The organism is Streptomyces spororaveus, from assembly GCF_016755875.1.
GTDB lineage: Bacteria > Actinomycetota > Actinomycetes > Streptomycetales > Streptomycetaceae > Streptomyces > Streptomyces spororaveus.
Genome location: NZ_BNED01000005.1, coordinates 6,699,288 through 6,723,532, shown reverse-complemented (window position 1 = coordinate 6,723,532; position 24,245 = coordinate 6,699,288). Strand labels below are relative to the sequence as shown.

Annotated in this window: 24 protein-coding genes; 7 read left to right on the top strand and 17 right to left on the bottom strand. The window is 72.9% G+C overall.

The annotated features are described in order from the left end of the window. Nucleotides 1–20: 20 nt before the first annotated feature. Complete coding sequence (locus tag Sspor_RS32900) at nt 21–1,565, bottom strand: MFS transporter (protein ID WP_202202344.1); 1,545 nt, start codon at nt 1,563–1,565, stop codon at nt 21–23. Next, nucleotides 1,562–2,113: a TetR/AcrR family transcriptional regulator gene (locus Sspor_RS32895; protein ID WP_202202343.1), complete on the bottom strand. Its 552-nt coding sequence runs from the start codon at nt 2,111–2,113 to the stop codon at nt 1,562–1,564. The genes Sspor_RS32900 and Sspor_RS32895 overlap by 4 nt, the downstream gene beginning before the upstream one ends. 89 nt (nt 2,114–2,202) lie before the next feature. Here Sspor_RS32895 and Sspor_RS32890 point away from each other — a divergent pair, with 89 nt between their 5' ends. Beyond that, nucleotides 2,203–2,715, top strand: coding sequence for an HAD domain-containing protein (locus tag Sspor_RS32890; RefSeq protein WP_202202342.1), 513 nt, complete (start codon nt 2,203–2,205; stop codon nt 2,713–2,715). 94 nt (nt 2,716–2,809) lie between these two features. Here the strand turns inward: Sspor_RS32890 and argH are convergent, their stop codons facing one another. Together argH and Sspor_RS32880 are read right to left on the bottom strand one after the other, a co-directional pair. After that, nucleotides 2,810–4,237, bottom strand: a complete 1,428-nt coding sequence (gene argH, locus Sspor_RS32885; RefSeq protein ID WP_202202341.1) for an argininosuccinate lyase — start codon at nt 4,235–4,237, stop codon at nt 2,810–2,812. 115 nt (nt 4,238–4,352) lie between these two features. Beyond that, nucleotides 4,353–5,546, bottom strand: coding sequence for an argininosuccinate synthase (locus Sspor_RS32880; protein WP_030723509.1), 1,194 nt, complete (start codon nt 5,544–5,546; stop codon nt 4,353–4,355). 184 nt (nt 5,547–5,730) lie between these two features. Here Sspor_RS32880 and Sspor_RS32875 point away from each other — a divergent pair, with 184 nt between their 5' ends. From Sspor_RS32875 to Sspor_RS32865, 3 genes are read left to right on the top strand one after another with little or no spacing between them, the layout of a single operon-like run. After that, nucleotides 5,731–7,146 (top strand): HEAT repeat domain-containing protein, encoded by a 1,416-nt coding sequence (locus Sspor_RS32875; protein WP_202202340.1) that lies wholly within the window; start codon nt 5,731–5,733, stop codon nt 7,144–7,146. Nucleotides 7,147–7,150: 4 nt separating this feature from the next. After that, the gene (locus Sspor_RS32870; RefSeq protein WP_202202339.1) at nt 7,151–7,732 is read left to right on the top strand and encodes a pyridoxamine 5'-phosphate oxidase family protein; all 582 of its coding nucleotides are present in this window, start codon (nt 7,151–7,153) and stop codon (nt 7,730–7,732) included. Nucleotides 7,733–7,738: 6 nt separating this feature from the next. After that, complete coding sequence (locus Sspor_RS32865) at nt 7,739–8,425, top strand: L,D-transpeptidase family protein (RefSeq protein ID WP_202204019.1); 687 nt, start codon at nt 7,739–7,741, stop codon at nt 8,423–8,425. Here Sspor_RS32865 and Sspor_RS32860 read toward each other — a convergent pair. The 9 genes from Sspor_RS32860 to Sspor_RS32820 all read right to left on the bottom strand — a co-directional run bounded on the left by Sspor_RS32860 (nt 8,412) and on the right by Sspor_RS32820 (nt 17,350). Then, nucleotides 8,412–9,314 carry a hypothetical protein gene (locus Sspor_RS32860; RefSeq protein WP_202202338.1) on the bottom strand — a complete coding sequence of 301 codons (903 nt, stop codon included), beginning with the start codon at nt 9,312–9,314 and terminating at the stop codon, nt 8,412–8,414. The genes Sspor_RS32865 and Sspor_RS32860 overlap by 14 nt on opposite strands. A gap of 70 nt (nt 9,315–9,384) precedes the next feature. Continuing rightward, a complete protein-coding gene (locus tag Sspor_RS32855; protein WP_030765547.1) occupies nt 9,385–9,921 on the bottom strand; it encodes an arginine repressor in 537 nt (178 codons plus the stop codon). Between the two features lie 7 nt (nt 9,922–9,928). Beyond that, on the bottom strand, nt 9,929–11,134 hold the full coding sequence (locus tag Sspor_RS32850; RefSeq protein WP_202202337.1) for an acetylornithine transaminase: 1,206 nt from the start codon (nt 11,132–11,134) through the stop codon (nt 9,929–9,931). Next, nucleotides 11,131–12,075, bottom strand: coding sequence for an acetylglutamate kinase (gene argB / locus Sspor_RS32845; RefSeq protein WP_202202336.1), 945 nt, complete (start codon nt 12,073–12,075; stop codon nt 11,131–11,133). Before argB ends, Sspor_RS32850 begins: the two co-directional genes overlap by 4 nt. After that, complete coding sequence (gene argJ / locus Sspor_RS32840) at nt 12,072–13,244, bottom strand: bifunctional glutamate N-acetyltransferase/amino-acid acetyltransferase ArgJ (protein WP_202202335.1); 1,173 nt, start codon at nt 13,242–13,244, stop codon at nt 12,072–12,074. Before argJ ends, argB begins: the two co-directional genes overlap by 4 nt. Then, nucleotides 13,241–14,269: an N-acetyl-gamma-glutamyl-phosphate reductase gene (argC, locus tag Sspor_RS32835; RefSeq protein WP_202202334.1), complete on the bottom strand. Its 1,029-nt coding sequence runs from the start codon at nt 14,267–14,269 to the stop codon at nt 13,241–13,243. The genes argJ and argC overlap by 4 nt, the downstream gene beginning before the upstream one ends. A 214-nt stretch (nt 14,270–14,483) precedes the next feature. After that, a complete protein-coding gene (locus Sspor_RS32830) occupies nt 14,484–15,257 on the bottom strand; it encodes an N-acetyltransferase (protein WP_202202333.1) in 774 nt (257 codons plus the stop codon). A gap of 40 nt (nt 15,258–15,297) precedes the next feature. Beyond that, a complete protein-coding gene (locus Sspor_RS32825) occupies nt 15,298–15,873 on the bottom strand; it encodes a histidine phosphatase family protein (RefSeq protein WP_202202332.1) in 576 nt (191 codons plus the stop codon). Nucleotides 15,874–15,904: 31 nt separating this feature from the next. After that, nucleotides 15,905–17,350: an aminotransferase-like domain-containing protein gene (locus Sspor_RS32820; RefSeq protein ID WP_202202331.1), complete on the bottom strand. Its 1,446-nt coding sequence runs from the start codon at nt 17,348–17,350 to the stop codon at nt 15,905–15,907. On the opposite strand from Sspor_RS32820, the gene Sspor_RS32815 reads away from it, so the two are divergent. Beyond that, nucleotides 17,349–18,269 carry a DMT family transporter gene (locus tag Sspor_RS32815; protein WP_202202330.1) on the top strand — a complete coding sequence of 307 codons (921 nt, stop codon included), beginning with the start codon at nt 17,349–17,351 and terminating at the stop codon, nt 18,267–18,269. The genes Sspor_RS32820 and Sspor_RS32815 overlap by 2 nt on opposite strands. Before the next feature lie 57 nt (nt 18,270–18,326). Then, nucleotides 18,327–18,524 carry a DUF1918 domain-containing protein gene (locus Sspor_RS32810; RefSeq protein WP_030010502.1) on the top strand — a complete coding sequence of 66 codons (198 nt, stop codon included), beginning with the start codon at nt 18,327–18,329 and terminating at the stop codon, nt 18,522–18,524. Between the two features lies 1 nt (nt 18,525). On the opposite strand, the gene Sspor_RS32805 is transcribed toward Sspor_RS32810, so the two are convergent. Further along, nucleotides 18,526–19,773, bottom strand: coding sequence for a glycoside hydrolase family 10-like protein (locus Sspor_RS32805; RefSeq protein WP_202202329.1), 1,248 nt, complete (start codon nt 19,771–19,773; stop codon nt 18,526–18,528). A 139-nt stretch (nt 19,774–19,912) separates the two neighbouring features. Between Sspor_RS32805 and Sspor_RS32800 the strand changes: the two genes are divergently transcribed. After that, on the top strand, nt 19,913–20,806 hold the full coding sequence (locus tag Sspor_RS32800) for a 3-hydroxybutyryl-CoA dehydrogenase (RefSeq protein WP_202202328.1): 894 nt from the start codon (nt 19,913–19,915) through the stop codon (nt 20,804–20,806). Between the two features lie 16 nt (nt 20,807–20,822). On the opposite strand, the gene Sspor_RS32795 is transcribed toward Sspor_RS32800, so the two are convergent. From Sspor_RS32795 to Sspor_RS32785, 3 genes are all read right to left on the bottom strand, one after another. Continuing rightward, nucleotides 20,823–21,350 carry an NUDIX hydrolase gene (locus tag Sspor_RS32795; RefSeq protein ID WP_254722962.1) on the bottom strand — a complete coding sequence of 176 codons (528 nt, stop codon included), beginning with the start codon at nt 21,348–21,350 and terminating at the stop codon, nt 20,823–20,825. Between the two features lie 62 nt (nt 21,351–21,412). After that, nucleotides 21,413–22,753 carry an NsdA family TPR-like regulatory protein gene (locus Sspor_RS32790; RefSeq protein ID WP_202202326.1) on the bottom strand — a complete coding sequence of 447 codons (1,341 nt, stop codon included), beginning with the start codon at nt 22,751–22,753 and terminating at the stop codon, nt 21,413–21,415. A gap of 351 nt (nt 22,754–23,104) precedes the next feature. Continuing rightward, a complete protein-coding gene (locus tag Sspor_RS32785) occupies nt 23,105–24,175 on the bottom strand; it encodes a PP2C family protein-serine/threonine phosphatase (protein ID WP_202202325.1) in 1,071 nt (356 codons plus the stop codon). Nucleotides 24,176–24,245: the final 70 nt, after the last annotated feature.

Here is a 24,245-nt window from a genome sequence, read left to right as displayed (position 1 = left end):
CCATCCCTTCGGCGGGGGCGTCAGTGCTCGACGCCCTCCTGCAGCCGCTGGCCCTTCAGCAGGAACCAGGCGGCCACGGCGGTGGCCAGCAGCACGGCCGCGCCGACGCCGGAGGCGAGCCGCAGCCCGTCCACGAAGGCGTCCTGGGCGGCGCCCACCATCACCTGGGCGGTGTGCGGGTCCAGCGCCTTGGCGGCCTCGACGGCGCCGCCGAGGGATTCGTGCGCGGCGTCGGCGACCGGGCCCGCGACCGCGGCCGGGGCGGTGAAGCTCTGGTAGACGCCGGTGACGATGGAGCCGAGCAGGGCGATACCGAGGGCGGCGCCGAGTTCGTACGCCGTCTCGGAGACGGCGGAGGCCGAACCGGCCTGCTCCTTGGGGACGCTGGAGAGGATCACGTCGGCGGTGACGGTGAAGGAGAAGCCGGCACCGAGGCCGACGACGAGCAGGGCCGCGCCGAGCAGCGGGTAGCCGCTCTCCTTGTGGATCAGGGTGAGCACCGCGAGGGCCAGGCCGATGGCGCCGAGGCCGCCGGCCACGATGCTCCGTACCGAGTACCGGCGGGCGTAGCGGCCCGCGATCAGGCCGGTGACCACCGCGCCGATTGCGGCGGGCAGTTCCGCGAGGCCGGCCTCCAGCGGGTCGCGGCCCTGGACGAGCTGCAGGAACTGGGAGAGGAAGAAGACCAGTCCGGAGAGGCCGAACACGGTGAGCAGGTCGGCGAGGACCGCCCCGGAGAAGCCGCGGTGCTTGAAGAGCCGCATGTCGAGCAGCGGGGACGGCAGGCTGAACTGGCGGCGTACGAAGGCGTACAGGGCGCCCGCCCCGAGTATCGCGGTACCCGCGACCTCCCAGGTCACGCCGTGGGTGGCGACTTCCTTGACGGCGTAGACCACGCTGATGACGCCGACGAGGGAGAGGCCGACGCTGACGAGGTCCCAGGGACCGGCGACCGGGTTCCGGGATTCGGGAAGCAGCTTGATTCCGACGACGACTAGGGCGATCATCACGGGGAGGTTGATCAGGAAGACCGAGCCCCACCAGAAGTGCTGGAGGAGGGCTCCGCCGACGACCGGGCCGACGGCCGCACCGGCCGAGGCGGTGGCGCCCCAGATGCCGATGGCGAGGCTGCGCTCCTTCGGGTCGTGGAAGATGTTGCGGATCAGCGCGAGGGTGGACGGCATCAGGGTCGCACCGGCCACACCCAGCAGGGCACGGGCGACGATCATCATCTCGGGGCTGGTCGCGTAGGCGTTGAGCACGGACACGGCACCGAACGCGGCGGCGCCGGTGAGCAGCAGCTTCTTGCGGCCGATGCGGTCACCGAGGCTGCCCATGGAGACCAGGAGCCCGGCGATGACGAAGGAGTAGATGTCGCCGATCCACAGCAGCTGGGTGCCGGACGGCTTGAGGTCCTCGGAGAGTGCGGGGGTGGCGAGGCCGAGTACGGTCGCGTCGACGGCGACCAGCAGCACGGCGAGCACCAGCACGCCCAGGGCGAGCCAGCGGCCGCGGCTCCTGGCCTCCGTCCCGGTCGGGCTGTTCAGCTGCTGCGTGGTGCTCATTTCTCCACACTCCGTCTGGCGCCACCGAGCAACAGCTCGATGATCATGTACTGGAAGTCCTTGGCGGCGACCCGGCCGTCCATGACGGCCCATGCGCAGGTGCCGACGAGGCCGTAGAGGGCCTCGGTGAGCCATGCGGGGCTCAGGTCGATCCGGATGTCGCCCTCTTCCTGGCCGCGCCGGAAGAGGGCGCCGACGCGGGCGTCGAGCCGAGCCCATCCCTCGTTCACCTCGTCGCCCTCGAACAGCTGGTTCTCGGTGACGAGGAAGGCCAGCAGCTGGGCGTTGGGCTCGGACTCGGCGACGAGGCGCTTGAGGGCCTCGACCGCGGTGCCCTCGTCGAGACGGGCGTTGTCGAACGCCACTTCGAACTCGCGGATGCCGAGGTCTTCGAGGGCCCGTACGAGGGCGTCGCGTCCGGCGAAGTGCCGATGGAGGGTCGCGCGCCCGATTCCGGCGGCGCGGGCGACCTCGTCCATCGTGGCGGTCGACTTGCGGGAAAGCAGGGCGGCCGCATCGCGGAGCACCTGGTCACGATCCATGGCCATGAGACAAGCATACCCCGAATGAGACACTCATGTCTCATTCCGTCGAAAAATGAGCTGCCTGAGCGCAGCCGGAACGGAATCCTGCCGAGATGAAGCCCCTGCTGCTGATCGACGTCGACGGCCCGCTGAACCCCTACGCGGCCAAGGCGCAGCGCCGCCCCGAGGGGTACGCCACCCACCGCATGCGCCCGACGGGCTGGACCGGGGCCGAGCGGGCCGAGCCGCTGCGGGTCTGGCTGAATCCCGCCCACGGCGCGGAACTCCTCGCCCTCGCGGACACCTACGAGCTGGTCTGGGCCACCACGTGGAAGGACGAGGCCAACGACTGGATAGGCCCTCACCTGGGGCTGCCCGGGCTCCCGTTCATCGACTGGCCGGTGATGCACGGCCGGGCCCCGCGCGGCACGTTCTGGAAGACCCAGTACATCCTCGAATACGCGGGCGAGCGGCCCTTCGCCTGGATCGACGACGACATCACGGCGATGGACCGCGAGTACGTCGACCGGTGCCACCCGGCACGGACCCTGCTGATGCGCATCGACGAGCGGATCGGGCTGGTCCGCGCGGACTTCGACACGCTGGCCGCGTGGGCCGCGCCCTGACCGGGCGGGTCGGCGGGGCCGTCCGCCGGTACCCGGGCATGCCGCAGGGGCGGTGGGGGCCGACCGGCTCCCACCGCCCCTGCGGGCCTGCGGACTACTGCTTGTGGGCCGCCCAGGCGTGCTGGATGACGAGGTCGGCCTTCAGCTCGGTGAGCTGGGTGGCGACCGCCGACGGGGCGGTACCGCCGCGGCCGCTCCGCGAGGCCAGGGCGCCCCTGACGTTCAGGACGGTCCGGACCTCGGGGGTCAGGTGCTCCGAGATCTTCGCGAACTGGTCGTCCGTCAGCTGGTCGAGCTCGATGCCCTCGCCCTCGCAGACCTTGACGCACTCGCCGGCCACCTCGTGCGCCACCCGGAAGGGGACGCCCTGCTTGACCAGCCACTCCGCGATGTCGGTGGCGAGCGAGAAGCCCGCCGGGGCCAGCTCCTCCATCCGCTCCCGGTTCACGGTGAGGGTCGCCATCATGCCGGTGAAGGCGGGCAGCAGGACCTCAAGGGTGTCGCAGGAGTCGAAGACCGGCTCCTTGTCCTCCTGGAGGTCCCGGTTGTACGCCAGGGGCAGCGCCTTGAGCGTCGCGAGCAGGCCGGTCAGATTGCCGATGAGGCGGCCCGACTTGCCGCGCGCCAGCTCGGCGATGTCCGGGTTCTTCTTCTGCGGCATGATCGACGACCCGGTCGAGAAGGCGTCGTGCAGCGTCACGAAGGAGAACTCCTTCGTGTTCCAGATGATGATCTCCTCCGCGATCCGGGACAGGTTGATCCCGATCATCGCGGTGACGAAGGCGAACTCGGCGACGAAGTCGCGCGAGGCCGTGCCGTCGATCGAGTTGCCGACCGAGCCGCGCTCGAAGCCCAGGTCCGCGGCGACCTGCTCCGGGTCCAGCCCCAGCGAGGAGCCGGCCAGCGCGCCCGAGCCGTACGGGGAGACCGCGGTCCGGGTGTCCCACTGGCGCAGCCGCTCCGCGTCCCGGGACAGGGACTGCACATGGGCGAGCACATGATGGGCGAAGAGCACCGGCTGCGCGTGCTGGAGGTGGGTCCGGCCCGGCATGGCCACGTCGTGGTGGGTCTCGGCGAGGCCGACCAGCGCGTCCTGGAGGTCCGCGATCAGACCGCCGATGATCCGGCCGTGGTCGCGCAGGTACATCCGGAAGAGGGTCGCCACCTGGTCGTTGCGGGACCGGCCGGCGCGCAGCTTGCCGCCGAGCTCGGCGCCGAGCCGCTCCAGCAGACCGCGTTCCAGGGCGGTGTGCACGTCCTCGTCGGCGACGGTGCCGGTGAAGGAACCGTCGGCCACGTCGGCTTCGAGCCGGTCGAGTCCGGCGATCATGCGGTCGAGCTCTTCGGCCGTGAGCAGGCCGGCCTTGTGGAGCACGCGTGCGTGGGCGCGGGAGCCCGCGATGTCGTACGGCGCGAGGCGCCAGTCGAAGTGGACCGACGCCGACAGCAGGGCCAGCGCCTCCGAAGGACCGTCGGCGAACCGGCCGCCCCAGAGCCGGACGTCACCCTTGTTGCTGCTCACAGCTACTGCTCCTCAGGACTGCATGGCCTGTACGGCCTGTACGACATGCTTTCGGACAGGGAACCGCCTCCCCGCCGCGGAGGAAACGGGGAGGCGGTCACGTACTGCTGATCGGTCAGGCGAGGTCGCGGCGGGCCGCGATCTTCGAGGAGAGACCGAAGATCTCGATGAAGCCCTGCGCCTTGGACTGGTCGAAGGTGTCGCCCGAGTCGTAGGTCGCGAGGTTGAAGTCGTACAGCGACTCGTCCGACTTCCGGCCGGTGACGACGGCGCGGCCGCCGTGCAGGGTCATCCGGATGTCGCCGGTGACGTGCTGGTTGGCCTCGTTGATGAAGCCGTCCAGGGCGCGCTTGAGCGGGGAGAACCACAGGCCGTCGTAGACCATCTCGCCCCAGCGCTGCTCGACCTGCCGCTTGTAGCGGGCCAGCTCGCGCTCGACGGTGACGTTCTCCAGCTCCTGGTGGGCCGTGATCAGCGCGATCGCGCCCGGGGCCTCGTACACCTCACGGGACTTGATGCCCACGAGACGGTCCTCGACGATGTCGATCCGGCCGATGCCCTGGGCTCCGGCGCGGTCGTTGAGCTGCTGGATGGCCTGCAGCACGGAGACGGGCTTGCCGTCGATGGCGACCGGGACGCCCTCCTTGAAGGAGATGACGACCTCGTCGGCCTCACGCGGCAGAGCCGGGTTCGAGGTGTACTCGTAGATGTCCTCGATCGGGGCGTTCCAGATGTCCTCCAGGAAGCCCGTCTCGACGGCGCGCCCGAAGACGTTCTGGTCGATGGAGTACGGGGACTTCTTGGTGGTCGCGATCGGGAGCTGCTTCTCCTCGCAGAAGGCGATCGCCTTGTCGCGGGTCATCGCGTAGTCACGGACCGGGGCGATGCACTTGAGGTCCGGGGCGAGAGCGACGATGCCGGCCTCGAAGCGGACCTGGTCGTTGCCCTTGCCGGTGCAGCCGTGGGCGACGGTCGTGGCGCCGTGCTTCTTGGCGGCGGCGACCAGGTGCTTGACGATGGCCGGCCGGGAGAGCGCCGAGACCAGCGGGTACCGGTCCATGTAGAGGGCGTTCGCCTTGATCGCCGGGAGGCAGTACTCGTTGGCGAACTCGTCGGAGGCGTCGGCGACCTCGGCCTCGACCGCACCGCAGTCGAGCGCGCGCTTGCGGATGACGTCCAGGTCCTCGCCGCCCTGGCCGACGTCCACGGCAACGGCGATGACCTCGGCGCCCGTCTCCTCGGCGATCCAGCCGATGGCGACGGAGGTGTCCAGGCCGCCCGAGTAGGCGAGTACGACGCGCTCGGTCACGGGTTTCTCCTTACGGTGCATTCAACGACAGGCATAAGTATGCACTACTCCGTATGTTTCGTCAATCGCGTCGTGGGCGCACCGCCACCGGCGCCCACGCGCCGGGCCTGACCTGCGGCTATATCGGAGGCGAGCGGGCGGCCGCGGTGCCTACGATCGACCTCGACGACCACAGGGGGGCCACATGAGCGCCGGATCGCGCGACGGAAGAGGGACGGAACGCGCATACGCGCGGCTGCTGACGGGCGCGGCGCCGGACGGGGCCGGATTCTCGCTCCCCCGAGGCGCGGCGGCCGAGTGGATCGGCTTCGACCACGCGGTCCGGCGGATCCACCACCGGTCGTACGTGACCCCCGCCGACGTGTCGGCGGCGTGGCGGCTGTGCCATCGCGACGGCCGGATCCGCGAGGCGGCGCTGCGCGAGCCCGGGCCGGTGCCCGAACTCGTCGCGATCCGCTGTGCGGACTGGGTGCCCGCCGTACGGGAGCGGGCCCGGGGGCTGCTGGCCGCGGCCCTGGCCGCCGACCCCGCGGGCACGCTGCGCAGGCTGACCCCGCTCGTGCTGCGGCTGGGTCGGCGCGAACAGGGCGCGTGGGCGCTGGAGCGGTTCCAGGCCGTACTGGGCGCCACCGCCGGGCTCCTCGGGGAGCTGCGCGGGAGCCCGGACCTGCCGACCCGGCGGTTCGCCGCGCGGCTGACCGTCGACGCCGGGCTGCTGGACGCGAGGGAGCTGGCCCTGCTGGCCGCCGGCGAGCTCGACCCGGCGGCGGCCCGGCTGTGGACGGACGCCGCGCTGGCCGCCATGGCCGCCGGCGGACCCGACGACGGGGCCGTCGACACGCTGCTCGGCGCGCACGGGGCGATGGTCCGCGCCGCCGGGGTCACCGCCCTGCGCCGGGCCGGGCGGACCGCCGAGGCCGCCGACCACCTCGCCGACCGCTCGGGGACGGTGCGGGCCTGTGCCCGCTGGCTGGTCCGCCAGGGCGGTGGCGACCCGTACCCGCTGTACCGCGAGGCGCTGGCCGGCCCCGGCCGCCCGAGCCCGTACGCGGTGACCGGCTTCGCCGAGTGCGCCCGCCGCCCGGACGCGCCGGTGCTGCGCGCGCTGCTGGAGCACCCCGACGGCCAGGTGCGGGCCGCGGCCGTCGCCGGGCTGCGCCTGCTGGACACCACGGACATCGAGCTGCTGCGGCCGCTGCTGGACGACCCGGTGCCCGCGGTGGCCCGCGAGGTGGGCCGGAGCCTGAGCGGCTCCGCCCCGCTGCTCCCCGTCGACTGGCTGACGGCCCGCATCGCGCCCGACCGGCCGCCGCACACCCGCCGGGCGGCCTACCGGCTGCTGTTCGCCCGGGGCGGAGTGGCCGGACTGCGCGCCTCCACCGAGCTCCTGACGGACCGTGACCCGGCCCTGCGGGCCATCGCGGAGCAGCGCGTCCAGAGCATGTGGTCCCCGTACGGCACGCCGGACCTGCCGGTGCGCGACCCGGAGGTCGGCACCCTCCTGGACCGGTGCACGCACCTGTTCAGCGACCACGTGATGCGTCGGATGCGCTCAAGACTGGGCCTTCCGAACCGGCCGGACCCCTCGGACGGATACTGATCCCATGGGAAAACTCCACGAACGCATAGACGGCCGGCTGCGCAAGTTCATCGAGGAGCAGCCGGTCTTCTTCACCGCGACCGCCCCGCTCACGGGTGACGGTCACATCAACCTCTCCCCCAAGGGCCGCGCCGGCACCCTCGTCGTCATCGACGAGCAGACCCTGGCCTACCTCGACTTCGGGGGCAGCGGCGCCGAGACCATCGCCCATGTCCGGGAGAACGGCCGGATCACCCTGATGTGGTGCGCGTTCTCCGGGCCGCCCAACATCGTGCGCATCCACGGCGAGGGCGAGGCGGTCTTCCGCGACGACCCGCGCTGGGCCGAGCTGATCGCGCTGTTCGGCGAGGCCGACGGACCCGCGGCGCGGGCGGTCATCCTCGTCCGCGCCCGCCGGATCGCCGATGTCTGCGGGTACGCCGTCCCCTTCATGGAGTACCAGGGCGAGCGCACCCTCCACGCGGAGTACTTCGGCCGCAAGACGGACGAGGAGTTCGCCGAGTACTGCGAGAAGAAGGAGTTCATCGAGACGAGCGTCGACGGCCTGCCTGCGCTGCCTCTGCCCCTTCCGCCCCGTACCGTCTGACATGTGCTGCGTACCGCTGTAGTCACTGTCGTCACTGTCGTCGCCGCCCTGCTCCCCCGGGGACCCGCGCCCCTGCCCGACCGTCTCGCCGACACCGGCGGCGGAAGTCAGCTGATCACCGCCGTCGCACCCGTGTCCGGATCCACGACCGGCCAGGTGATCTGGTGGGAGCGGTGGGCGGGGCGCTGGCACCGGGCCGGGAGCGCGCCCGCCCGCTTCGGGGCGAACGGTCTGACCGAGGGCACGACCCGGACCCAGGGCACGAACACGACGCCCACGGGCCTCTACGCACTCCCCTACGCCTTCGGGATCCGGCGGGCACCGGCCGGCACGGACCACCTCTACCGGCGGGTGAACCGCGACTCCTGGTGGTGCCAGGACAACGCGTCCGCCCACTACAACCGCTGGGTGGAGCCGCTGCCCGCGGACTGCGCGCCGGGCGAGGCCGAGCACCTGGTGACGTACGAGAAGCAGTACGCGCACGCGCTGGTGATCGCCTTCAACTACGACCGGCCCGTACGCGGCCGGGGCGCCGGGATCTTCCTGCACGTCAACGGCAAGGGCGCGACGGCCGGTTGCGTGTCCGTGCCCGAGCGGGCCATGCGGGCGATCCTGCGCTGGGCGGACCCGCGCCGCCGTCCGCACATCGCGATCGGTACGCAGGAGGGGCCGCTCGCCGTCACCCGCTACTAGGCCGGGCCCCGGGCTCGTCCTCGTCGGCGGCCCGGTACTCGTACGCGTCCTCCCACCAGACCTTGTCGTCCAGCCACTCGTCGTCCTCGTCGTCGTCGTGCTCCGCTTCCACGACGACCCGGTCCGCGCCTTGCCACCGGTAGTAGTCCGCGATGCTCCGCAGGACGAGGAGTCGCCGCTGTTCGTCCAGCGCCGCGAAGGCCGGGTGCGGCTGGGCGCGGGCGAGGTCGCCCAGCGGGTCGCCGCACTCCGTCCGTTCCCGGACCACCCTGCCCGCCTTCTCGGCGGACGCCAGTGCGGCCAGGCCCAGGGCCGCCACCGCGGCGCAGGCCCATTCCCGTACGCCGTGCGGGCGCTCGGCCAGCAGCAGCACGCCCGCGATGCTCCAGAAGAACATCACCAGGACGATGCCCACACAGCCGCAGCAGGCCAGCAGCCTGTTCCCCTCGCCGTCCGGCATCCGCGGGAGAGCGGGCAGCAGGGCGTCCCGTTCGCCGGCGTACGCGCCGCGCCGCGCCGCGTACTCCTCGTCGCACCGGTCGATCCAGCCGATCGACACGGGCTCGGGATCGTGCCGGCGTACGGCCTCCAGCAGGGCGGCGGGCAGCGGGTGCGCGGGCGTCCGGCCGGGGTCGCGGCCCTCCTCGGTCAGGAACGCCGCCCCCTCCCCGTCGATCCGGAGGTACCCGGCGAGGACGAGTTCGGCGGCCGCCGACGCCGTCGCCTCGTTCCGCAGCAGGGCGGCGTGGTAGGGCTCCAGCCGGACGGAGGCGACGAGCCGGAGCGTCTCGCGCCGGACCAGCGTCCGGCGCCGCCACCGCAGGGCGACGGGCCCGTAGACGGCGACGGTGACGACGGACACCGAGAGCGCGAGGACGAGTTGGAGCACGCCCCGAGGCTATGCCGCGGGCGCCGGGGCCCGCACCGGAATTCCGGCGCGCCCCGGACGCCCCCCGCGCTCAGCCCTCCTTCTGCGCCAGCCGCAGCAGGTGGTCGGCGAGGGCCTGGCCGCCCGCCGGGTCCCGGCTGATCAGCATCAGGGTGTCGTCGCCCGCGATCGTGCCGAGGATCGCGCGGAGTTCGGCCTGGTCGATCGCCGAGGCGAGGAACTGGGCCGCCCCCGGCGGGGTGCGCAGGACCACGAGGTTCGCGGAGGCCTCCGCCGAGATCAGCAGTTCCCCGGAGAGGCGCCGCATGCGCTCCTCCTTCGCGGACTCGCCGAGCGGTGCCTGCGGGGTGCGGAAGCCGCCCTCGCTGGGTACCGCGTAGATCAGCTCGCCCCCGGTGTTGCGGATCTTCACCGCGCCCAGCTCGTCGAGGTCGCGCGAGAGCGTCGCCTGGGTGACGCTCAGCCCGTCGTCGGCGAGCAGCTTGGCCAGCTGGCTCTGGGAGCGGACCGGCTGCCGGTTGAGGATGTCCACGATCCGGCGGTGACGCGCGGTGCGGGTCTGCGGGACGGCCTGGCCGCCTTGCTCGTTGTCCTGCGCCTGACTCATCGTCGTCTCATTCTCCGGATCCGTCCCCGCCTGCTGCGTCAAGGATGCCGGGCAGGGCCCGGACGAACGCGTCCGCCTCGGCCTCGGTGAGTACGTACGGGGGCATGAGCCGTACGACGTCGGGGGCGGGCGCGTTGACCAGGAAGCCGGCATCCTGAGCCGCCTGCTGCACCCGGGCTGCGAGCGGCTCGGTGAGCACGATACCCAGCAGCAGTCCCGAGCCCCGTACGTGGGAGACCAGGGCGTGGCCCGTGCCCTCGACGCCGGAGCGCAGCCGCTCGCCCCGGTCCTTGACCTGGTCGAGCAGCCCGCCCGTGGCGATCGTGTCGATGACGGCGAGGCCGGCCGCGCAGGCGACCGGGTTCCCGCCGAAGGTGGTGCCGTGCTGGCCCGGCCGGAGCAGGTCGGCGACGGGGCCGAAGGCGACCACCGCGCCGATGGGCAGACCGCCGCCCAGCCCCTTGGCGAGGGTGACGATGTCGGGTTCGACGTCCTCGTGGGCCTGGTGCTCGAACCACTGGCCGCACCGGCCGATGCCGGTCTGGACCTCGTCGAGGACGAGCAGGGTGCCGGTGGCGCGGGTGATCTCGCGGGCGGCCGTCAGGTATCCGGCGGGGGGTACGACCACGCCGTTCTCGCCCTGGATCGGCTCGATGACGACGAGGGCGGTCTCCTCGGTGACGGCGGCCCGCAGGGCCTCGACGTCACCGTAGGGGACGTGCGTGACGTCGCCCGGCAGCGGCCGGAAGGGCTCCTGCTTCTTCGGCTGGCCGGTGAGCGCGAGGGCGCCCATGGTCCGGCCGTGGAAGCCGCCGTCGGTGGCGACCATGTGGGTCCGCCCGGTCAGCCGGCCGATCTTGAAGGCGGCCTCGATGGACTCGGCGCCCGAGTTGCAGAAGAAGACCTTGCCGGGGCGGCCGAAGAGCTGGAGCAGCCGCTCGCCGAGCGCGACGACCGGCTCGGAGATGTAGAGGTTGGAGACGTGGCCGAGGGTGGAGATCTGCTCGGTCACGGCCGCCACGATCGCCGGGTGGGCGTGCCCGAGGGCGTTGACCGCGATGCCGCCGACGAAGTCGGTGTACTGCTTCCCGTCGGCGTCCCACACCTGGGCGCCCTCACCGCGTACGAGCGCGACCGCGGGGGTGCCGTAGTTGTCGGTCAGCGCCCCCTGCCAGCGTGCGCCGTACTCCTGGTTGCCGGTGCCCTTCGTCATCGCGTTCCCCCTGACTGGTGGTCGGGCACGACCATCGTGCCGATGCCGGAGTCGGTGAAGATCTCCAGCAGGATCGAGTGCTGGACCCGCCCGTCGAGCACGCGGGCGGTGTTCACGCCGTTGCGCACGGCGTGCAGGCAGCCCTCCATCTTGGGCACCATGCCGCTGGACAGCTCGGGCAGCAGCTTCTCCAGCTCGCTGACGGTGAGCTTGCTGATGACCTCGTCGCTGTGCGGCCAGTCCGCGTACAGGCCTTCGACGTCGGTGAGGACCATCAGCGTCTCGGCGCCCAGGGCGGCGGCGAGCGCCGCGGCCGCCGTGTCGGCGTTGACGTTGTAGACGTGGTGGTCGTCGGCGCTGCCCGCGATGGAGGAGATGACCGGGATCCGGCCGTCCTCCAGGAGGGCCTCGATGGCGCCGGTGTCGATGGAGGTGATCTCCCCGACCCGGCCGATGTCGATGACCTCGCCGTCGATCTCCGGGCTGTGCTTGCTCGCGATGATCGTGCGGGCGTCCTCGCCGGTCATGCCGACGGCGAGCGGCCCGTGCTGGTTGAGCAGACCGACCAGCTCGCGCTGGACGTGGCCCGCCAGGACCATCCGTACGACGTCCATGGCCTCCGGGGTCGTGACGCGCAGCCCCGCCTTGAACTCGCTGACCAGGCCCTGCTTGTCGAGCTGGGCGTTGATCTGGGGGCCGCCGCCGTGCACGACGACCGGCTTCAGCCCGGCCTGGCGCAGGAAGACCACGTCCTGGGCGAAGGCGGCCTTGAGGTCCTCGTCGATCATGGCGTTGCCGCCGAACTTGATGACGACGACCTTGCCGTTGTGGCGGGTGAGCCACGGCAGGGCCTCGATGAGGATCTGCGCCTTGGGCAGGGCGGTGTGCTTGCGGGCGGTGCCGCCGGAGGTGCCGGGCTGGCCGGTCTTCTCGTCGCTCATGAGGAGTAGGCGCTGTTCTCGTGGACGTACTCGGCGGTCAGGTCGTTGCCCCAGATCACGGCGGACTCGCTGCCGTTGCACAGGTCGGCGGTGATGCGGACCTCGCGGTCCTTCATGGACACCAGGTCGCGGTCGTCGCCGACCGATCCGTTCCGGCAGACCCAGACGTCGTTGATGGCGACGTTGAGCCGGTCCGGGTCGAAGGCGGCCTGGGTGGTGCCGATCGCGGAGAGCACCCGGCCCCAGTTCGGGTCCTCGCCGTGGATGGCGCACTTGAGCAGGTTGTTCCGGGCGATGGACCGGCCGACCTCGACCGCGTCGTCCTCGGTGAGCGCGCCGATGACCTCGATGCGGATGTCCTTGCTGGCGCCCTCGGCGTCGCCGATGAGCTGGCGGGCCAGGTCGTCGCAGACCTTGCGCACGGCCTCGGCGAAGTCCTCGTACGCGGGCACCTGGCCGGAGGCGCCGGAGGCGAGCAGCAGCACCGTGTCGTTGGTGGACATGCAGCCGTCGGAGTCGACCCGGTCGAAGGTGGTGCGGGTGGCGGCGCGCAGCGCCTTGTCGAGGGTGGCGCTGTCCAGGTCGGCGTCGGTGGTGATGACGACGAGCATGGTGGCCAGGCCCGGGGCGAGCATGCCCGCACCCTTGGCCATGCCTCCGACGGTCCAGCCGCCCTGCGAGACGGTGGCCGTCTTGTGCACGGAGTCGGTGGTCTTGATGGCGATGGCGGCGGCCTCGCCGCCGTCCGCGGACAGGGCCGCGGCGGCCGTCTCGATGCCGGGGAGCAGCTTGTCCATGGGGAGCAGGACGCCGATCAGCCCGGTGGAGGCGACCGCGATCTCTCCGGCGTTGAAGTCGCCGCCGGGACCGTGTTCGTTGAGGGTGGCGGCGACCTTCTCCGCGGTGGCGTGGGTGTCCTGGAAGCCCTTGGGGCCGGTGCAGGCGTTGGCGCCGCCGGAGTTCAGTACGACCGCGCTGACGGCGGAGCCCCGCAGGACCTGCTCGGTCCAGTGCACGGGGGCGGCCTTGACGCGGTTGGAGGTGAAGACGCCCGCGGCGGCCAGACTCGGCCCGTGGTTGACCACGAGGGCCAGGTCGGGGTTGCCGTTGGCCTTGATCCCGGCGGCGATGCCCGCCGCCGTGAATCCCTGTGCTGCCGTGACGCTCACGGTGCGACTCCGATCGTGGAAAGACCCAGGCTCTCGTGAAGCCCGAGGGCGATGTTCATGCTCTGCACCGCGCCGCCGGCGGTGCCCTTGGTGAGGTTGTCGATGGCGCTGACGGCGATGATCCGCCCGGCGGACTCGTCGAAGGCGACCTGGACGTGGACGGCGTTGGAACCGTGGACGGACTTGGTGGACGGCATCCGGCCCTCGGGCAGCAGGTGGACGAAGGGCTCGTCGGCGTACGCCTTCTCGTACGCGGCGCGCAGCGCTTCGGCGGTGGTGCCGGGGAGCGCCTTGGCCGAGCACGTGGCGAGGATGCCGCGCGCCATGGGGACGAGGGTCGGTGTGAAGGAGACGGAGACGCGCTCGCCCGCGAGCGGGCTGAGGTTCTGGACCATCTCGGGTGTGTGGCGGTGCCCGCCGCCCACGCCGTACGGGGTCACGGTGCCCATCACCTCGGCGCCGAGCAGGTGCGGCTTGAGGGCCTTGCCCGCGCCGGAGGTGCCGGTGGCGGCGACGATCACGGCCTCGGGCTCGGCGAACTTCGCCTGGTAGGCGGGGAAGAGCGCGAGGGAGACGGCGGTGGGGAAGCAGCCGGGGACCGCGATGCGCTTGGTCCCTTCCAGCGCCTCGCGGGCGCCGGGCAGTTCGGGGAGCCCGTAGGGCCAGGTCCCGGCGTGCGGGGCACCGTAGAAGGCGTCCCAGTCGGCGGAGTCCTTGAGCCGGTGGTCGGCGCCCATGTCGACGACGAGGACGTCCTCGCCGAGCTGGGCGGCGACGGCGGCGGACTGGCCGTGCGGGAGGGCGAGGAAGACGACGTCGTGGCCGGCGAGGACCTCGGGGGTGGTCGCCTCCAGGGTGCGTCCCGCGAGCGGCACGAGGTGCGGTTGCAGGGAGCCGAGGGGCTGTCCGGCGTTGGAGTTGCCGGTGAGGGCGCCGATCTCCACCTCGGGGTGCGAGAGCAGGAGGCGCAGGACTTCACCGCCCGCGTACCCGCTCGCTCCGGCCACCGCTGCACGTACCACCATCGGACCCTCCTCATCGATGGCATGACTATACGTACTAGCGCACGTTTATGCAATGCTTCGATCCCGGGAGGGCCTCAGCGGAGGATCCGGCACGCGGCGCCTCCAGGAGGATGTCTAGCAGGAAAGACCCGGCCCCGGCGGCGATTCCGCCAGTAGCGTGGGCCGCGACCGGCCCGGGCGCCGTGAGCCCCCGGCCCGGGCGGCGGGGCGTCCCCTAGGGGGTGCCGGATGCCGCCCCGTCGGCGAGCCGGTGCCTGACCCATACGTTCGGCTCCACATAGACCGCATAGCCCTGCTCCGGCTCGCACCGCACGGGCACCAGGGCGCCCGGTACGCGCACGGGCCCGGCGGCGTCGAAGGGCAGGCCGGTCCACTCGCGCCACTGGCCGAGCGAGCCGGTGATCGTCATCGACAGCGGCGCCACCGAGTCGACGACCCCGCCCGCGCGGACGTGGACGCGCAGCCACGGGTCGTACGGGAGGCCGTCCCCCCGGGTCCGGTACGCGTACTCGTGGATCGGAGTGTCCGGCTCGGCCGGCTTTCCGCTGGGCCGGACCGGCGCCACCACCTCGGCGAAGCCCCGGGCCCGGGCGTTGTCCCGCATCGCGGCCAGCATGAGCCCGGAGAGCCCCTCGCCCTGCCGGTCGCGCGCCACGGTGATCTCGATCGCGCTCACCGTGTCGGGCCGCACCCCGCGGCGCAGGTCGGAGAAGGCCCACATGAGCACGCCGTCCCAGCCCTGCGCGGGCAGCACCCCGTCGCGGCCGGCCGTGTGCAGGGCGAAGGGCACGCTGTAGCCGCGGGCGACCACCGCGTCCCCGTCCGTGGCGACGAGGACGTAGTCCGCGAGCTCGGCCGTCATCCGCGGGTACAGCAGCCGGGCGAGGGCGTCATGGGTGGCGAAGTCGGGCCAGGGGTCGTCCATGTCCCCCAGCCGGTCCGCCAGTTCGGGACGCCCGGCGAGCGTGCTGATGCGTATCTCGGTCATTCCCGCAGGTTAAGGGGGTGTCCCGATCCTCTCGACCGGTTTACGCCGGGGCCTGCAGACAGAGGTGCCACTGGCCGGACCAGCCCGTGAGGGTCATCGTGGACAACGGCCGGACGTCCACGTTCCAGTAGGTCAGCGGGGGCGCCTTCAGGGCGTACACCAGGGCCGCCCGGACCACCGAGGGCTCCGCCACCGCCACGATCGCGCCCCCGTCGTCGGCCGGCCGGGTGTCGAGCCAGCCGCCGATCCGGGAGATGAAGGCGAGCAGGGACTCGCCCCCGTGCGGCGCGGACCGCGGATCACTGAGCCACAGGTCCACCGCCCCGGGCTCGTGGGCGGTCACCTCGGCCAGGGTCAGCCCCCGCCAGCGGCCCATGTCGCACTCGCGCAGCGCGGGCTGCGCCAGGGGCGCGTACCCGAGGGCCTCGCCCGTGGCACGGCTGCGGGGGGTCGGCGAGCAGTAGCGCAGCTCGGCCGCGCCCAGGGGTACGAGGCCCTGCGCGGCGGACTCCACCGACCGCCAGCCGGCTCCGTCCAGCGGGCGGTCGTCGTCGAAGCGCTCGGCGAGCAGCGAGGAACTACGGGCTGCGGCGACGAGCGAAACCCGAACATGCATGCGGCGATGGTGATCCGCATACCGCACCGGGTCAAGCGTCCGGACCGATGCCGTCCGCCAGGCCGGTCCGCAGCCGCTGCACCGCCTCGACCAGTTCGCCGGGGCCGGAGACCCCGGCGAAGCTCAGCCGGACGTGCGGGCCCGGCGGCTCCGCGCAGAAGTACGGGCGGCCGGGAGCCACCGCCACCCCGGCGCGCAGCGCGGCCGCGGCGAAGGCCGCGTCGTCGCCGCCCCCGGTCGGCCGGACCCACAACTGGTAGCCGCCGTACGGCAGATACGGCAGCTCCAGTTCGGGCAGCTCGCGGCGCAGGGCGCCCGCGAGCACGTCCCGCCGGTGGCGCAGTTCGGCGGCCACCGTCCGCAGGTGGCGCGGCCAGGCGGGCGCGCCGACCAGTTCCAGGGCGGCCTCCTGGAGCGGCCGGGACACGAAGAAGGTGTCCACGATCTGGATGGCGCGCAGCCGCTCGACCACCGGGCCCCGGGCGGCCAGGGCGCCGACCCGGAGGCTGGGCGAGGTGGCCTTGGTGAGCGAGCGGACGTGTACCACGACCCCGTCCGCGTCCTCGGCGGCCAGGGTCGCGGGCAGCGGACCCGCGCCCTCGTGGGCCAGGGCCCGGGCGTAGTCGTCCTCGACCACGAAGGCCCCGGCGGCCCGCGCGATGCGCAGCACCTCGGCCCGGCGCCCCGGAGCCAGGACCGCTCCGGTCGGGTTCTGGAACAGCGGCTGGCATACGAACACGCGCGCGCCGGTGGCCTCGAAGGCGGCGGCCAGCAGCTCCGGCCGGACCCCCTCGGCGTCCACCGGGACGGGCACGGGCCGGCACCCGGAGGCCCGGGCGATGGCCAGCAGCCCGGGGTAGGTCGGGGACTCCACCAGGATCGGCGCCCCGGGCGGGGCGAGCGCCCGCAGGGCGGTGGCCAGCGCGCTCTGCCCGCCCGCGGTGACCAGTACGTCGGCGGCGACGACCGCGCCGCCGATCTCCCGGGCGAACCAGTCGCGCAGCTCGGGCAGTCCCTCCAGAGGGGGCCGCCCCCAGGCTCCGGGCCGTCGCCCGGCCCGGGCCAGCGCGGCCGCCATGGCCCGCTCGGGCTGCAGGGAGTGGTGCAGGTAGCCGGAGTTGAGCTCGATCACCCCGGTCGGGGGCGCGGCCAGCGAGCCCAGCACTCCGGTGGCGTCGACGGAGCGCGGGACGATCTCCCCGGCCCCCTCGGCACTGAGGGCGACCTCCTGCCAGGAGGTGTCCCCGGGCGCGGCGGCCGCCGTACGCGGTGCGGCGCGGAAGACCCCCGCGCCGGGCCGGGTGACGACGAGGCCTTCGGCGGCGAGCTGCGCGAGGGCCCGGGAGACGGTGACGGGGCTGACCCGGTAGCGCTCGACGAGAGCCCGGCTCGACGGCAGCTTTCCACCTATTGAGTAGCGGTTGATTTCCGACCTCAGGGATTCGGCCAGTTCCGCCACACTGCTACGCTCGTACATGACAGCACAGAATAGCGCTACTCTCCCGGCCACGATAGCGGTCAAGAATCCGGTACGCCGGGGCACCGCGCTCGCCCTGCTCGGCGTCGTCGCCTTCTCGCTGACGTTCCCCGCCACCGCATGGGGACTGGAGAGCTTCGGCCCGTGGTCGCTGGTGGCGCTGCGCAGCGTTCTCGCCGCCGCCATCGCCGGGGCCTTCCTGCTGGCCCGGCGGGTCCCGCTGCCCGCCCGTGAGCACTGGGCCGGGCTCGCGGTGGTCGCCGCCGGGGTGGTCGTCGGCTTCCCGATGCTCACCACCCTCGCGCTGACGACCTCCACGACCTCGCACGCCGCCGTGGTGGTCGGCCTCCTGCCGCTCACCACCGCCGCGCTGTCCGCGCTGCGCACCGGAGCCCGGCCCTCGCGCGCCTTCTGGGCCGCCGCCCTCGCCGGGGCCGCGGTCGTGATCGCATTCGTCGTATGCGACGGCACGCTCGCGCAGAGCGGCGGCGCCCTCTCGGCGGGCGACGCGTACCTGTTCGGCGCCCTGCTGGTGTGCGCCGCCGGGTACACCGAGGGCGGCCGCCTCGCCCGGACGCTGCCCGGCTGGCAGGTGATCGGCTGGGCGCTCGTCCTGTGCCTGCCGCTGAGCCTGGCCGGCTCCGTGGCCGGTCTGGCGTACGAGCCGGTGCACCTCGGCGCCCACGGGCTCGCCGGGCTGATCTGGGCGGCGGCCGACTCCACCTTCCTCGGCCTGTACGTCTGGTACCGGGGCATGGCCGAGATCGGGGCGCCGCGGGCCAGCCAGCTCCAGCTCGCCCAGCCGCTGCTGACCCTCGTCTGGTCGGTGGCCCTGCTGGGTGAGCACCTCACCCCCGCCGCACCGGCCGCCGCCTGTGCGGTCCTCGTCTGCATCGCGGTGACCCAACGGGTCAAATAGCCGCATGACGACCTAAACTGCAAGCACCGGATCGGACCGCCACCGAGGAGGTCAGTTATGCGCGCGACCGAGGGCGACCAGCTGGTGCAGCACGGCAGGATCGTAGGACAGCACGACAAGGTGGGCGAGATCACCCAGGTCCTGGGCGAGAACGGAACCCCCCCGTACCGGGTCCGCTTCCAGGACGGACACGAGGCACTGATGGCTCCCGGACCCGACTGCACGGTCCGCCACCCCTCAGAGCCCACTCACTGAATCAGCGCCGGGACGCCGCCGTGCCGTAGTGGTCGGCGACCACCCGGGCCATCGCACCGTTGGGATCCGCGGCCACCTGCTTCGCCGAGAAGTAGACGTGGCCGCGGACCTCCGGGTAGCCGGCCGCGAACCGCAGGTGCTTCGACAGCTCGCCCGGATCGCGCCAGGCCTCGGTCGGGCTGTCCGCGTCGCAGCGGTACAGGGCCTCCCCCACGTACAGGTCCACGCCCGTGCCGGCGACGGTCCGCGCCCACCAGGGCACGATGTCGGCGTAGTCGGCGGTCGGGTGCCCGATGTGCCAGTACGCCTGCGGCACGATGTAGTCGATCCAGCCCTCCCGGACCCACTTGCGGGTGTCCGCGTACAGGTCGTCGTAGGTCCCGAGGCCCGCACGCGTCGGCGAACCGGCCGGGTCCCGGTCGGAGTTGCGCCACACGGCGAACGGGCTGATCCCGAAGCGCGGCGCCGGCCGGAGCGCGCGCAGCCGCGCCGACATCTCACGGACCAGGGTGTCGGTGTTGGCGCGGCGCCAGGCGGCGCGCGAGCTGAAGCCCTCTCCGTACTCCTCGAAGGCCTCGTCGTCGTCGAAGTACTCCCCCTCCACCGGGTAGGGGTAGAAGTAGTCGTCCCAGTGCACCGCGTCCAGCGCGTAACGGGAGACGGCGTCGAACATGGCGTCCTGGACGAAGCGCCGGACCTCGGGCAGACCGGGGTTGTAGTAGAGCTTGCCGCCGTACTCCACCGTCCAGCCGGGGTTGCGGCGCGCCGGGTGGGTGGCCGCCAGCCGGTCCAGGTCGGTGTGGTTGGCCACCCGGTACGGGTTGAACCAGGCGTGCAGCTCCAGCCCGCGGGCGTGCGCCTCCTTGACGGCCGTGCCCAGCGGGTCCCAGCCGGGATCGACCCCCTGCTCCCCGGTCAGCCACTGCGACCAGGGCTCCAGCTTCGAGGGCCAGAACGCGTCCGCCGCCGGCCGGACCTGGAGGACCACCGCGCCCAGGCGCCGCTCGACCGCGGTGTCGAGGAGTTCGAGCAGCTCCGCGCGCTGCCGCGTCGCGGAGAGGCCGCTCTCGGAGGGCCAGTCCACGTTCGACACGGAGGCGATCCACATCCCGCGGAAGTCGGCGGCGCCGGCCCGCCCCCGGGGGGTCCTCGCGGAAGTCCGCGGCGCCGCGGCCGCCGGGCCGGTCGTGGCGGCGGCGATCACCCCCACGGCCCCGGCCAGCAGTGCCCGTCGGCCCATGTACGTCATGTGACATCTCCACTTCGCTGAGTGACATTGCACGGTGTCCGCTCAGCATGCCCGCCCCGGCCCGCCGCCCCGCGCAAGGTCGGGAGTAACGTCGGGGGGCGTGGCGGGCGCCGGAATCGTACGGGGGACCCGCCGACGGATGAGCTGCGAAAGGCACGAAGTGACTGACCTCCCTTCCGACATCACACGGGTCGGCGTAGTGGGCTGTGGCCAGATGGGCGCGGGTATCGCCGAGGTGTGCGCCCGCAGTGGCCTTGAGGTCAAGGTCGCCGAGACCACCGGCGAAGCCCTGGAGATCGGCCGGACCCGGCTGCACAACTCGCTGACCAAGGCCGCCGAACGCGGCAAGATCAGCGAGGAGGAGCGGGACGCCACCCTGGCCCGCCTCACCTTCACCACCGACCTCGGCGAGTTCGCCGACCGCGACCTCGTCATCGAGGCGGTCGTCGAGAACGAGCAGGTCAAGACCGAGATCTTCCAGATCCTCGATCAGGTGATGACCCGCCCGGACGCCATCCTGGCCTCCAACACCTCCTCGATCCCGCTGGTGAAGCTGGCCGTCGCGACCTCGCGGCCGGACCAGGTCATCGGCATCCACTTCTTCAACCCGGCCCCCGTGCAGAAGCTCGTCGAGCTGATCCCGGCGCTGACCACGGGTGAGGAGACGGTCAAGCGGGCCGAGGCCCTGGTGCGGGACGTGCTGGGCAAGCACGCGGTCCGCGCCCAGGACCGGTCCGGGTTCGTCGTCAACGCGCTCCTCGTCCCGTACCTGCTCTCCGCCATCCGGATGTTCGAGTCGGGCATCGCCAGCCGCGAGGACATCGACAACGGCATGGAGCTGGGCTGCGCCCACCCGATGGGCCCGCTCAAGCTGTCCGACCTGATCGGCCTGGACACCATCGCGTCGATCGCCGACTCCATGTACGCCGAGTACAAGGAGCCGCTGTACGCCGCTCCCCCGCTGCTCCAGCGCATGGTCGACGCCGGCCGCCTGGGCCGCAAGACGGGCGCGGGCTTCTACCCGTACGGCTGATCCCTGCGGCTGGTCGCTACGGTCGGCCCAGCCGCAGATGGTGCAGCAGGAGCAGCCCGGCCGCCATGTTGGCGGCCGGGATCTCCCCGCGGGCGATCATGTCCGGTACGAGCTTGAGCGGCACCCACTCCCGGCGCGAGGACTCGAAATCGTCCTCGGGGTGCCCGATGTGGGTGGCCCCGTCCGCCCAGTAGAGATGGTGGCGGGCGTCGGTCAGCCCGTTGGACGGCTCGACGGTCATCAGGTGGTGGAGCGGGCCGGGCCGCCAGCCCGACTCCTCCTCCATCTCACGAGCCGCAGCGGCGGCGATGTCCTCACCGTCCTCGACCACCCCGGCGGGCAGTTCCCAGCCCCAGCTGTCGGTGATGAAGCGGTGCCGCCAGAGCAGCAGCACCTCGTCCGCCTCGTTGACGGCCGTGGCGACGGCGACCGGACGCAGCCGGATCACGAAGTGGTCCAGGTGCCGGCCGTCGGGGAGTTCCACATCGGCGAGATTCACGTCGAACCATCGGTTCTTGTACACGGTGTGCTCACTCAGGTTCATCCACTGCACGGCAGTGCCACCTTTCTTTCGAGTAGGTGGCAAACATGGCAGCAGCTGACCCGTCACAGCGGAACGCGCAGCGCCCCGTCGATCAGCCGCGCGGTCTCCTCCGCGCCCGTACAACCGCTGGTCAGAAGCTGTTCCCGGACCGCCCGCAACCGGTCGCGCAGCCGCAGCGACTCCATGCCCTTGGCCCGCTCGGCCATCTCGGCCGCGGACGCCGCGGCCCGGTCCGCCTCCCCCTGACGCAGCTGGATCTCGCACAGCATCGCCAGCCGGTGCACCCGGCCGCGGTCGTGCGCCGGGGTGCCCACGGCGGCGGTCGCCTGGACCCGCGCGGCCTCCAGATCACCCAGGCTGAGCAGCGCTTCGGCGACCTGGACGTTGACGAGCCCCGGCTGTACGTAGCCCGTCTCGTCCGGTTCGCTGCCCGGGCGGATCCGCTCGGCGGCCGCCTCCGCCCTGCGGATGCAGGCCAGGGCGGCCGGGGTGTCGCCGAGTTGGGCATAGGCCTTGGCCTGCATCGCGTACAGGTCGGCGGCCAGCGCCGGAGTGGTGTGCCGGCCGGCGGCGCGCAGCGCGGCCTCCGCGAAGGCCACGGCCTGTCGGTACTCCCGCAGGTGCAGGGACTGGTTGACGATCAGCGCGATGACGTACGCCCCGAGCCCCCGGTCCCCGCTCGCCTTGGCCAGGCGCAGGGCCTGGTGGAAGTAGCGCTGGGCCAGGCCGTGGGCGTCCGAGTCGTAGGCGCAGATCCCCGCCACCGCCACCAGGGACCCCGTGGCCCGGTGCAGCCGGCGGCCGAGGTCGTCGGGGTAGCTCCCGCGCAGCATGGGCGCGGTCTCACTGCCCAGGAAGCGGACGATCCGGTCCCGCGTGGCGAGACCGCCGGCCCGGCGGTACATCAGCTCGTAGTGGGCGCGGGCGGACTTGAGGATCTCGATGTGCTCGGGGCCGATCGGATGCGGGCCCTCGCGGGACACGTCGGCGTCCTCGGGCGGATTCTCCCATTCCCACACCGGGATGACGGCGGGCGTCCCGGTGACCGCCTCGGCGGCCAGCAACTGGGGCCGGGCCTGGACGTCCGCACGCCACAGGGCGGCGGCCCGGTCCACGAACCCGCTGAGCGGCGAGGCGTGCAGCGGAACGGGCCGGTCGGCCGCCCCGAGCCCGATGTCGTCCAGCCCGAGGGGACGCCGCAGCCGCCCTCCGAGCACCTCGCAGATCAGGTCGGGGACCTGGCCCCGGGGCCGCTGACCCTTCAACCACCGTGCCACGGCGGTGTGTTCGTAGCGCAGGGCGAGACCGCGGGTGCGGCCTGCCTGGTTCACGTACGCGGCGAGTCCGGCGTGGGACATGCCCGCCTCGGCGAGGAGGGCGTCGAGCAGGACATTGGGCTGCATGGGCCGCTCCAAGGGCTCGTCGGTCTCAGGCTAATGGGTGCGCGGTTCACACGGGGTGTGAACCGTGTACGCGCATAAATGCGATGCGCACTCTGCCGCACGGACCCGTCGAGGCGCTTCACTGAAGAGCCTCGCCAAGAGGTAGCTCGGGTCGTCGGCTCCCCCTCGTACAGTGCGACGACCCGTCACCGCGCCGCCCGTACTGCTGTCTGCCCGACACTCCATGGCAGGCGGGCGGCGCGTTCCGGCCCCGCCGGCGCCCGGTTGGTCGCCGCGCCCCGGCAGGGGCCGGGCCGAGAGCGCGCGCCGGGCTCATCCACCGGGCCCGGCGCGCGTGTCCGGGGCCGGCGGTCAGGACCGGTCGTCGCGGAGCACCAGCAGGGCGATGTCGTCGGTGAGCCGCCCGCCGGTGTGCCGGAGCAGAGCGGCGTGCACGCCCGCCACCAGCCGCGTGGGCGTGGCCGCCGCCTCCTCTGCGAGGACGCCCGCCAGATCGAAGAACCGGCCGGCCCGGTCGCGGGCGTCCTCGGCCCCGTCGGTGTACAGGAACAGCGTCTCCCCGGGCCGGAGTTCCCCGCAGTCGTGCGGCCACACGTCCGCGGGTACGGGCACCACCCCGAGCGGCGGCAAGGTCTCGCCCCCGGCCAGCGGCAGTACCTGCGTGGAACCGGGGGCCGCCTGGACACGGCCCTCGAACGCCGGACGGGCTGAAGAATTCAGCCCCGCCGGCGTTCGAGGCGCGGGGTCCGGGGCGGCGCCCCGGCTGCGCGCGGCGCAGTGTTCCGGAACCGGGGCCGAACGAAGCAGGTAGGGCCGGGGATGGCCGCAGTTCAGCGCCAGCAGGGTGCCGTCCCCGGCGATCTGCAGGAGCAGGACCGTCACGAACTCCTCCGCCGCCGCGGGCTCCGACTCGGCCCGGTCCCGGACATGGCGGCCCAGCGCCCGTTCCATCCGCCGCAGCACTCCGGCCAGCGACGGTTCGTCGTACGCCCCCTCGCGGAAGGCACCGAGCACGGCGGCGGCCGCGCCCAGCGCGGGCAGCCCATGGCCCCGTACGTCCCCGATCACCACCCGGATCCCGTACGCCGTCGGCACGGCCTCGTACAGGTCCCCGCCCACCGCCGCACCCCGGCTCGCCGAGAGCTGTGCCGCGGCCGCCGTCAGCCCGCCGATCCGCCCGGGCAGCGGTCGCAGCAGCGCCCGCTGCGCGGCGCCCGCGATCTCCTGCGAACGGCGCAGCTCGCCCAGCAGCCCGCGCCGGATGTGCAGCGCGCACCCGGTGGCCAGCAGCAGGAAGGCCGCGCAGGTGGCCAGGCTCGGGACCAGCCGCCCCGGCGTGGACAGCTCCCAGGACACCGCGGCGCCGGCCCAGGCCAGGACGCACACCCGGCGCACCAGGGGCATCTCCCCACGCGTGATCATCCGTAGGACTCCCCTCCGGCCGGATCGATTGTGTCGACCGACCGGCACCCCGGACACGGGCCACCGGAGT

Bases quoted from the DNA above. Each gene is read 5' to 3' on its own strand.
- Sspor_RS32900 (WP_202202344.1), bottom strand. From the start codon at position 1,565: ATGAGCACCACGCAGCAGCTGAACAGCCCGACCGGGACGGAGGCCAGG.
- Sspor_RS32895 (WP_202202343.1), bottom strand. From the start codon at position 2,113: ATGGCCATGGATCGTGACCAGGTGCTCCGCGATGCGGCCGCCCTGCTT.
- Sspor_RS32890 (WP_202202342.1), top strand. From the start codon at position 2,203: ATGAAGCCCCTGCTGCTGATCGACGTCGACGGCCCGCTGAACCCCTAC.
- Sspor_RS32875 (WP_202202340.1), top strand. From the start codon at position 5,731: ATGAGCGCCGGATCGCGCGACGGAAGAGGGACGGAACGCGCATACGCG.
- Sspor_RS32870 (WP_202202339.1), top strand. From the start codon at position 7,151: ATGGGAAAACTCCACGAACGCATAGACGGCCGGCTGCGCAAGTTCATC.
- Sspor_RS32855 (WP_030765547.1), bottom strand. From the start codon at position 9,921: ATGAGTCAGGCGCAGGACAACGAGCAAGGCGGCCAGGCCGTCCCGCAG.
- Sspor_RS32850 (WP_202202337.1), bottom strand. From the start codon at position 11,134: ATGACGAAGGGCACCGGCAACCAGGAGTACGGCGCACGCTGGCAGGGG.
- argB (WP_202202336.1), bottom strand. From the start codon at position 12,075: ATGAGCGACGAGAAGACCGGCCAGCCCGGCACCTCCGGCGGCACCGCC.
- argC (WP_202202334.1), bottom strand. From the start codon at position 14,269: ATGGTGGTACGTGCAGCGGTGGCCGGAGCGAGCGGGTACGCGGGCGGT.
- Sspor_RS32830 (WP_202202333.1), bottom strand. From the start codon at position 15,257: ATGACCGAGATACGCATCAGCACGCTCGCCGGGCGTCCCGAACTGGCG.
- Sspor_RS32825 (WP_202202332.1), bottom strand. From the start codon at position 15,873: ATGCATGTTCGGGTTTCGCTCGTCGCCGCAGCCCGTAGTTCCTCGCTG.
- Sspor_RS32815 (WP_202202330.1), top strand. From the start codon at position 17,349: ATGACAGCACAGAATAGCGCTACTCTCCCGGCCACGATAGCGGTCAAG.
- Sspor_RS32820 (WP_202202331.1), bottom strand. From the start codon at position 17,350: ATGTACGAGCGTAGCAGTGTGGCGGAACTGGCCGAATCCCTGAGGTCG.
- Sspor_RS32810 (WP_030010502.1), top strand. From the start codon at position 18,327: ATGCGCGCGACCGAGGGCGACCAGCTGGTGCAGCACGGCAGGATCGTA.
- Sspor_RS32805 (WP_202202329.1), bottom strand. From the start codon at position 19,773: ATGACGTACATGGGCCGACGGGCACTGCTGGCCGGGGCCGTGGGGGTG.
- Sspor_RS32800 (WP_202202328.1), top strand. From the start codon at position 19,913: ATGAGCTGCGAAAGGCACGAAGTGACTGACCTCCCTTCCGACATCACA.
- Sspor_RS32795 (WP_254722962.1), bottom strand. From the start codon at position 21,350: ATGAACCTGAGTGAGCACACCGTGTACAAGAACCGATGGTTCGACGTG.
- Sspor_RS32790 (WP_202202326.1), bottom strand. From the start codon at position 22,753: ATGCAGCCCAATGTCCTGCTCGACGCCCTCCTCGCCGAGGCGGGCATG.
- Sspor_RS32785 (WP_202202325.1), bottom strand. From the start codon at position 24,175: ATGATCACGCGTGGGGAGATGCCCCTGGTGCGCCGGGTGTGCGTCCTG.